The sequence below is a fragment of the Pseudomonas abyssi genome (assembly GCF_002307495.1).
GTDB lineage: Bacteria > Pseudomonadota > Gammaproteobacteria > Pseudomonadales > Pseudomonadaceae > Halopseudomonas > Halopseudomonas abyssi.
On record NZ_NTMR01000024.1, the window covers coordinates 98084 to 107696 of the forward strand.

Genomic DNA, 9613 nt, shown 5'->3' on the forward strand with positions numbered 1-9613 from the left:
AGTAAACTCAAATTAACTATTGGATAAGTCAGTAGACCCGTCAGGCAGCCATTCGATATTTAAGCCACCATCACTAAAACCAACTACACCTTCCTTTTTCGGTAGTTCACTGCATTGATTCCGATATTGAATAAAATTATCAAGCAATTCAATTAGGTGCACTTTGAACCCTGACTCAGTAGCCTTCTCAAAAATTTCGTCTTCAACCGTCCAACGAGTGCCGCTCAAGCGAGCCTCATTATCTTCCGCACAGAAAACCACTTTGCCATTTTCTTTTACAACCTCAGGGTATTGCTTGGCAAGCATGGCAAGGCGAGTAGCTTCGAAGTCTTGATCAAAATTTGGCATGTTTTTTCCTTTGGCTCGTTATTCTTTCAGCTTGCGCCATATGGGTGACAGGTTGCGTCGTAGGGCCGCATAACGCTTTTGTTTAGCGGCGCCCCGACGGGGGCGTCCGGTGGAGGCCGTAGGCCGGAACAAACTACAACTACTGGTTATGTGGGTGGACTACTGAGCACAAGGCTGCAGCGAAAAAAGAAATAGCCCAAACCAAATATTACCTAACAATATCTGCAGCTTGATCGCATCCCGAGCAAATGCCGGAATGTTTTGGTAGCGATATAGATAACCAATGACTACCCACTGCACAGCCAACCATATGACAGAGAAATACAAAAAGCCTTTGTGGCACTCAGTGTCGGGGGTCGTGTAATAGACATACCACCAAGCTGATACTGCGCCCGTGACGACAAGCACGAGAATCGCGCACGATAAAAAATTGCGCCAACGCGGGTACTCTGTGCTTAAAAGCTTGTCCTTCGCTTCGGTCAAATTTTTCGGCATTCTAATCCCTTCATGAACTGCCCACATAACGCTGCCAGCATGCGCGGCTTTGTAGTGAAGGCGAAGCCGCAACGGAAAAGGCGTCGCCGTGCCTGGCCTTGTTATCTTTGACTACTGGACGAAGACTTTTGCGGCGTCACCCGCAGTTCTCTCAACGGCCGCCATGACACATTGATGTTCACTATGGGCGATTAACAAACCGCTTGGACGATGAAAGTTCGCTATACGGGTACCAGTCTCAACATTGTAAACTCTGACTGTGGAAAATCCGTTTAGACTTCCTGCCGTTTTATGACTTGTAACCTTCCCCATCACTAAAACGTCATATCCACGCTCGCGGGAAAGGTTCAGTGCCATTTCCACAGGAGCCAAATTTCCGCCAGATGCGATGTCAGTGGACTCTTGTCTCAGCACACTACCTTGCACAATTCGGTTATCCACGGAGCCCTCAAGAATGGACACAAAATAATCAGTGCTCTCTTCAACAAAATCTGGATTGCCTTCAAATCTAGGAACGAAGATTACAGCATTTGACGGAATCTCAGAGGCCAATCCCTCTCGCACATTCACGATAGATGGATTCGCACAAGCCTGGAGAAAAATCAGCGCCAGAAAAGGAAAAAATCGAAGTATTCTCATGCTACTCCCCATAGATAACGCCACACATAAGCCGCGCGAGGTACGAGTGTCGGGCGAACGAAGTGAGCGGACTTAATGTGATTGTTATGTGACTTTACTAGCCGAAAAAGCATGCGTTTTCATCCTCCTTCACCAATGCTAGAAATTCTTCAAGATGCCTCACCTGTGGTACTGGAGGATAGCTATGCCACTTCAGGTCTTGTCGCATCCAGTACACCTTCCAGACTTTCTTGGATTTAACGTAGGTGGTCTTAGCAATGGATATTTCTGTCTTTTTGCTAGGGTCTCGAAAGCCTGGCCTGACTTCGAATATCTCCACGCTTTGGCCCGTGATGCGATATCCCAGGTCAACTTGCGCCCGAACATGAGCCGGAGGTCGATTTTTCTCCAGAAATTTCTCAAGCTCCCTCTCGCAGCGCTTTATTTCAAATTCACTTATGGCCATGATTTAAACTCGATGATTGCCCTCACATAACGCAGAGCTTTGCGGCAATTTTGTAGCCGCGAAGCGGTGGAGAAATTGTCCGACAAGAGCGACTTGTTATGCGCTGGTAGTTACTGACACATGGCATTAATGCTGCTCTCAAAGCCAGGGAACTCAGCCTTTGCAGATGCAACGATTGCGCTTGCGCTCCTGGAGGGTGTTGTAGAGTTCTGCTCAGCAAAATATGCAAACTCTGGGTTTTTCGGCCTTCCGTCATTGAGATAGCTAACTGCCTCGTATGGGCCATAGCCGCTAGCAAGAACCCACAGATAGTCAGAGAAATTTGAGGCTATTATGCCAAGTTCGCCCTCCGATCCGAAGAATACGATTGGCTGAGAGAGAAGATCCGCGTTATTGCGGATGCACCAAATAGCTGCATAACCTCCAGTTCCGTCTTGCCCGAACACAAGATAGGCGTCTGTATTTGCCTGAGGGTTTCCCGTCCAGGCACTGAGCCACTCATTGGTTTCTTCTTCGGAAAGAAACTCGGTGTAGGGCTCAAAATCAATGCCTTCGCCATCAAGATAATTGAACTCCAATTCATGGAGCTTTTTTAATACATCGGGGAATGCTTGTCCGGTAACTTGCATATGGCCTCTGGTTAAGTGAGCGCATAACAGTGATTAGATCGCACTAACTTTAATACGCGGCATAACGCCGGACGAGGCGATCTAATATTTTCTTATATTTCAATGGATTAGCGGCCATCGCGCACGAGTGCTGAACGTTAAACCGAACGAGGCTTAACGCTCCACTGATCGACGGCAGTGGCTTGCACGCAGGTGAGGGTGCTGTCGGGTATTCGAGGTGAAATGAGTCGGGTCTATGTAGCATCCATGCCTCCTGACGGGGCCGCGAGAAGTGCGGTGATTTGATAGTGCTACTACACGCGTCGTTTGCCAACCCTGAATTAGGCTAAAGATTAGGTGAAATAGCGAGGCCTTGGCGCGCAAATACGGACGTGGCGAATGCACGGACCCAAGTCCCGTTTACGCGGGCGAGTAGCGCAGATTTATCGGGAAAAAGAAGCGTAGGGTGTCTGAGGAGCGAAGCGACGAGTTTTCGCGTGGCCGGCGAGGCTTCCCCGATAAATCGAGCAACGCAGCGAACCCGAAGGGCCGCGTAGTCGGGTGCCCGGGGGGATCGCCAAGGGGGGCCGGGCAAGCGGCCCCCTTTGGCTCGCCGTGAAGGCGAAAGGCGGGTTATCAGACAGCGCCGAAGTGACCGGCATGACCGCCAACCCCATGGATCCTCGCCTTCGCGAGGATGACGCGGTGATAGGGGCAGCGAGCCGGGGCTATCCAAGCGCGGGCGCTGGATTAACCACGCGGCCTAAACACCAACACCAACCCCAGCACAATCGCCCCCATCCCCACCAAACTCAACGCCGCCATCCGATTACCCAAAAACAGATAATCCAACAGCGCGGTACAACCGGGCATCAGATAAAACAGACTGGTGACGTTGACCAGATTGCCCATCCGAATCAGCCGATACAGCAACAGGGTCGCGCCGACCGAAATCAGCACGCCCATGTAAAGCAGCGGCACGATAAAGCCGACGCTCCATTCCACGTCAAACGGCTGAAAGGGTACGACCACCGCGCACATCAGCAGGCCGATGGCGTATTGCAGCGGCAGCACGTCCATGGGTGATTGCTGAATCCCCTTCTGGAAGATCGAACCCAGGGTGATGCACAGCAGTGCTGCCAGCGACAGGCCGATGCCCAGCAACGAGAAGCGCGCCGCCAGCAGGCTGTCGAGCACGACCAGCGTCAGGCCACCGAGCGCCAACAGCAAGCCCAATACCCGCAGCAGGTTGGCGCGGCGTTCGACCAGCATCAGGGTGAGGATCGGCTGCACGCCCAGCACCGTTGCCAGCACCCCCGGCGTGAGCCCGGCGTCCAGCGAGAGCAGGTAGAAGATGGTGTAGCCGCCGGTCAGCAGTACCCCCGACCAGCGCTACCTGCTTGCGGGTACCGCGCGCCGGCAGCCAGCGCCGCCGGGTGAGCGCCAGCAGCCCGAGGGCAGCGCAGGCCGGCACGGAGCGCAGCAGCAGAAAGACGAAAGGCGGAGTATCAGACAGCGCTGAATTGACCAGCGGGACACAGAGCTTCCCGGCACAGCATCCCGCAGAACAGACAGGTAGCGATGGCCAGGTTGCCCATGCGCATCAACCGGCCACACATCAGGTCAGAACGACCACTGCATGCGCCCCCACACCTGCGGAGTACGCTCGGTGTCACTGGTGGGATGCTCGCCGCTGCGCCATGCGCTGGTAGCACTGAGCGTCAGTTGCGGGTGGGGTTGCCACTGCGCCCCCACCCCAGCACTGCTCAGATTACGATGGTAGTCGCCGTCTTGCTGAGGGTGACGTTCCAGGCGAGCATAGCCGCCATCCACAAACGCCGTGAACTGCCACTGCGGCCGCCACCGATAACGCAGCTCAACAGTTCCGATAACCCCCTCGTCCGCGCTGGCCTCACCCGCGGGATAACCGCGAACGGCATAGGGCCCGCCAAGCGACATATGCTCTGAGCTATCAAGGTTGCCATCGGTCACCTGCCCCTGCACCGCCGTGTACAGACTGAATGGCCCCGCCAACTGCTGCAGACGCAGCAGCGAGTACTGCAGCTTGTCATAGCTGCCAAGGTCAGCACTGTCGCCACGCAGATGCCCATGCACCCAGTTCAGACTGAAGGCGTTTACCCCGCCGCCACCGAGACTGTCGCGCCAATCACCTGAGAGTCCCAGCGAGACGCTTTCAGACGTCTTGTCGGTAACAATCAAGCCATCCAGCAGTTCGTCAGTCAGGTCCTTGCGATCCACCTGCACCGTGCTGCGCAGGTTCATCGTGCGGCTGCGAACCCAGGGGTGGCTGACGAATACGCCCACGGTATCCGCGGTTCCGGTCGCGTCCAGATCGTCAAAGTCGCCGCCCAGCTCATAATCCATTCTTGAGGCCACAATACCCGCCCGCGTCCCCCAGGGGCTGACCGGCACATCGTAGCGTGCGTGGTAGTAGAGTTGCCGTTCATCAGAGCCCAACAAAGACAGCGCCAGGGCATCACCAACGCCTAGGGGATTGGCCAGGTACAGCTCCCCGCCCAGGCGATACGCCCCCGTGTGACGATTACCGTAGTTGTCGAGCGTCAGCGCACCGCTGACAAGCGGTTCATCTTCCAACACGACCGTCAGATCAGACTGGCCGGACTCGGCCCCTGCCGCCAGCGATGATCTCGCCCGTACACCCGGCACATCATTGAGCAACAGCAGACGCCGCTCCAACGGTTTGAGCTTTACCGCATCGCCAGCCTCCAGCCCGCTCAGCGTCGCGGCAGGCAGCGCGTCGCGCAGGCGACTCCCGTTATCCAGCGTTACCCGGCCATACTCCCCTTCAGCTATCGCCAGGGTAATCACACCGTCTTCGCCAATTTCCTGTGCAGGCACATAGGCGCGACTCACCAGGTAGCCTTGCTGACGGTAGTAGAGCGTAAGGCGTTCGGCGGCCTGATACAGCTCGGCCAACGTCAGCGTCCGCCCCTCCAGGTCAGCCAACTGCTCCAGCAGCACATCCGTTGGCAACGCGCGATTGCCTTGAATCCGGAACTGCTGCACCGGAATGCGCACATCGGATTGCGGCGCCGTTACAGGCACCTCTGTGGGCGCCTGCAACACAGGGTCTGCAGGGGCTGGCAACGCCGGTGCATGATCTTCAAGTATGCGCAAACTGTCACCAGCCTGTGGCGGCTGTTGCGCCATCGCGGCAGTGGACGGCAGCCAACAACAGATGGCCAACAACCCCAACCCTTTTGTACTCACTGCGAATCCCTCGATTTGTTCCATGACAACAACCGCCAGGTCACGCGGGACCTGGCGTCACTCCTCTGGTCGGTCTTATCTATTCGGCTTGAACGTCAGCGCGGCTATTGACCATCATCGCCAAGGGCAGAGAGCCCGCACTGAACGGTCGCGGGTTACGCGTTGCGACGGTCTGTAGCTGCCCGTCTGGCACCCCAAGACGTTGCAGCAGCTCGGCAACAGACTGCGCGTGAGCGATAAAACGTTGCGGATCGATCAGGTTCGCGCCAGCGTCGCCTGTCTGTACCATCAGCTGAACCCGCGCCTCGGGATTGGCTTTCAGGAAGGCCGCCAGCGCCACGAACAAGCTCGGTGTGGCAGCATCCGTCCTGCCGATTTCACTACCTGACAGGCCCACCGTTTGCAGCTGCGACGAGTTCAGCCGCAACGCGAGCGGGCGCTCCGGAGCGGTGGGAACCGTCAGCGTTACCGCTCCGCCCAACCCCGACAGATTGAGACCGTCGCCCAGAACCTCAAGCTGCAGCGCCTGTTGCTCCGGCGTCGGCAGCGACTGCTCTAAGGGCTGTTGTGGAGGGCGATAGTTGATCGCTTCCTGATATCCCTGAGGCGGCAGATAAGCCAATATGCTGGCCAAAACCTGAATCGGACTATTGAGCTGGTAGTTTTGGCTATCCGCACCATCAAGCACCCCGCTGACGGTCACGGTCTTGGCCTCGCCAATCTCGGCATCAGCAAACCAGGCGTCCAGATTCACCCGCAGATCGTCACCACTGAGTACCCCGCCCAGCGCCGCCGTCACCTGCGCATCGGCAGTACCGTCATAGACTTTGTGTTGCACCAGCACATTGATCAGATCAATCATCTTGGCGCTGATATCGGCGGTGGTGGTGATGCTGCTCGCCGACAGGGCATAGTTGCCGGCATCCGCGCCGGACAGCGCACCGCTGACAGTGACGGTTTTGCCAGTGCCCGCGTTCTTGTCGTCAAACGCGCCGCTTACTGCCAGTTGCAGGTCGTCGCCGCTGAGTACACCACTCAGATCTGCCGCCACATCCGCATCGCTCGTGCCGTCGTAGGTTTTGCTGGCGGCTACTGCGTTGATCAGATCGATCACCTTGGCGCTGATGTTGGCGGTGGTGGTAACCGTGCCGTTCAGGGTGTAGTTGCCTGCATCCAAACCGCTCAGTGAACCCGTAACGGTGACCTCTTTACCGGTGCCAGCGTGCTTGTTATCAAACGCGCCATTCAAGGCAGCAGCCAGGTCATCACCGCTGATCACGCCAGCCAGATCAGCCGTCACATCCGCATCGGTCGTGCCGTCGTAGGTTTTGCTCGCGGCTGCCGCGTTGATCAGATCGATCACCTTGGCGGTGATGTCGGCGGTGGTGGTGATGCTGCTTGAGGACAGGGCGTAGTTACCCGCATCGGCACCCGACAGTGCGCCGTTGACGGTGACGGTTTTGCCAGTGCCCGCGTTCTTGTCGTCAAACTCGCCGCTAACCGCCAATTGCAGATCGTCGCCGCTGAGTACACCACTCAGATCTGCCGCCACATCCGCATCGCTCGTGCCGTCGTAGGTTTTGCTGGCGGCTACCGCGTTGATCAGGTCAATCACTTTGGCGCTAATATCGGCGGTGGTGGTAAGGGGGCCGTTCAGGGTGTAGTTGCCTGCATCCAAACCGCTCAGTGAACCCGTAACGGTGACGTCTTTGCCGGTGCCAGCGTGCTTGTTGTCGAACGCGCCATTCAGCGCAACAGCCAGATCATCGCCGCTGATCACACCATCCAGGTCAGCCGTCACATCCGCATCGGTGGTGCCGTCGTAGACCTTGTTCTGCGCAATGGCGTTAATCAGGTCAATGATTTTCGGTGTCACCGTGAGCGTACCACCGGTAGCGGTCAGGTCGACGTTGTAACCCGTGGCGTCCAGATCGCCGACCTGCCAGGTCAGCCCGTAGCTACCCGCATTCGCGCTTGCGGCCGCGCCTGCCGATGCAAGCGTGGGCGCACCGATGTTGCTGGCGTCGTCCTGGGTGAACACATCGCCGTAAGCTGCTGCGTCCACAAACCCGCTCAGCGTGTAATCGGTGCCGGCAACCGGCGTGGTAATGGCGTACAGATCACCGTAGGTCTTGCTGCCATCAACCGTGCCGGTGACCGTCAGCGTGGGTTGCATGGCAAACACATAGCGGTTGCCCGCGGCTGTCACACTTGGCGAACCAGTCCAACTGGTATTCCACAGCGCCTGATTGCCGCTGGCCAGACCACCAAAGGTGTTGTCATCCGGGTTATCGCTGTAGATCAGCCAGCGGCCATCGGCATTTGTGGCGGACAACGCAGATCTGTCCGCCTGATTAATAAAGGTTACACCCGCCAGAACCAGCGCATCGCCAGCCGCGCTGGAGGTCACTGTACTGCCGCTGCGCAGGAAGATTCTTCCGTCCGTCTGCACCAGCAGTGCGTTATCGCCCAGTTCAACGCTGTCCAGCAAACTAATACCCAAACCGCCTTTAAGCGTCAGGGTTTTACCTGTCAGACCGCTTGCCACCCTGACGCCACCACGCGTGTTTACGCCAAAGTCTGTGGACTCGATGGTTCGATTATCGGTCAGCAGGTAATAGCTATTAGAAATGGTGCCCGATGAGTTTCCGATCAGAGTTCCAACAATGTTATTCCCTCGCACCTCACCCGTGGCATAGGATTCGCTGATATCACCCGAAGCTTGAGTACCAACCAGGCCGCCAACTCTATTGTTCCCGTCAACGCTTGCGGAGGCGTAGGACTGGCTGATAGAACCATTGTCAAGATAGCCGACCAGACCTCCGACATCGACGCCCCCTTGCACTTCACCGATGGCATAGGACTGGCTGATGCTGCTACCAGTCTGCGCACCCACCAGACCGCCAACATCATTACTCCCCGTCACCGCACCGGTGGCATAAGACTGGCTGATGCTGCTACCAGTCTGCGCACCCACCAGACCGCCAACATTATTACTCCCCGTCACCGCACCGGTGGCATAGGAGTGGCTGATACTGCTATACCACTGCCCACCCACCAGACCGCCGACGAGATTCTGGCCCGTAATATCGACGTTTTCCAGCCCCACCTGACGCAGCGTTGCGCCATCGGCGAAGCCAAACAGGCCGACACTCTCTGTGGCTCCCCGATCAATAAACAGATCACTGATCACATGCCCCAAGCCATCAAATACGCCACGGAAGCTATTGCTGTAACTGCTACCAATCGGATCAAACCCCGCACCGCTGTTCCAGCCTGCTGTGGCACTGGCATCAATATCCGCCCCCAGCACGTAGTTGCCGGTAAGTCCGCTGTTGATGGCTTGCAGCTGTTGCAGAGTGAGGATGACGTTATAGGCATCAGGGCGGTTGGTTGCAGTGATGGTGCCGCTGGGCAAATCATGGCGGTTAAAGACCTGATTGCCCGACAGCCCCAGCAGATAAGGCGTAATCTGGTCACCGGCATTGCCCCACACCTCGCCAAACTCGAAACCGGTGAAGCTGTCGGCGGAGAACATTTGGGCGGTGGTCAGGCCCGTGCCACCGCCAGCGCTCGTTGCCTGGCCGGTTGTTTCGGTGTTCCAGTAGCTGTTGGTGATGGAGGTGTAACTAGGGGCCTGATACGCGACCAGACCGCCAACCAGACCACTCCCCATTACCGCACCGGTGGCATAGGACTGGCTGATGTTGCCACCGTTCTGACGCCCGACCAGACCGCCAACCTCACCACTCCCCGTTACCGCACCTGTGGCATAGGACTGGCTGATGCTGCCATCAAACTGATGCCCGACCAGACCGCCAACCTC

General features: G+C 57.0%; 7 protein-coding genes. All 7 read right to left on the reverse strand.

The features are described 5' to 3' along the window. Positions 1-12: 12 nt before the first annotated feature. Positions 13-348, reverse strand: a complete 336-nt coding sequence (locus CNQ84_RS16595; protein ID WP_096005954.1) for a hypothetical protein — start codon at positions 346-348, stop codon at positions 13-15. Positions 349-954: 606 nt separating this feature from the next. After that, positions 955-1482 (reverse strand): hypothetical protein, encoded by a 528-nt coding sequence (locus tag CNQ84_RS20420; protein WP_133065913.1) that lies wholly within the window; start codon positions 1480-1482, stop codon positions 955-957. Positions 1483-1579: 97 nt separating this feature from the next. Beyond that, entirely contained in the window at positions 1580-1927 is a 348-nt protein-coding gene (locus CNQ84_RS16605; RefSeq protein ID WP_096005956.1) for a DUF3024 domain-containing protein, read from the reverse strand. Between the two features lie 110 nt (positions 1928-2037). Next, positions 2038-2556 carry an SMI1/KNR4 family protein gene (locus tag CNQ84_RS16610; RefSeq protein ID WP_096005957.1) on the reverse strand — a complete coding sequence of 173 codons (519 nt, stop codon included), beginning with the start codon at positions 2554-2556 and terminating at the stop codon, positions 2038-2040. 729 nt (positions 2557-3285) lie between these two features. Beyond that, positions 3286-3828 (reverse strand): DMT family transporter, encoded by a 543-nt coding sequence (locus CNQ84_RS16615; RefSeq protein ID WP_245841447.1) that lies wholly within the window; start codon positions 3826-3828, stop codon positions 3286-3288. 330 nt (positions 3829-4158) lie between these two features. Continuing rightward, a complete protein-coding gene (locus CNQ84_RS16620; RefSeq protein WP_165771314.1) occupies positions 4159-5694 on the reverse strand; it encodes a ShlB/FhaC/HecB family hemolysin secretion/activation protein in 1536 nt (511 codons plus the stop codon). Positions 5695-5866: 172 nt separating this feature from the next. Further along, on the reverse strand, positions 5867-9613 hold a 3747-nt coding region (locus CNQ84_RS16625), incomplete at its 5' end, for a YDG domain-containing protein (protein WP_245841448.1).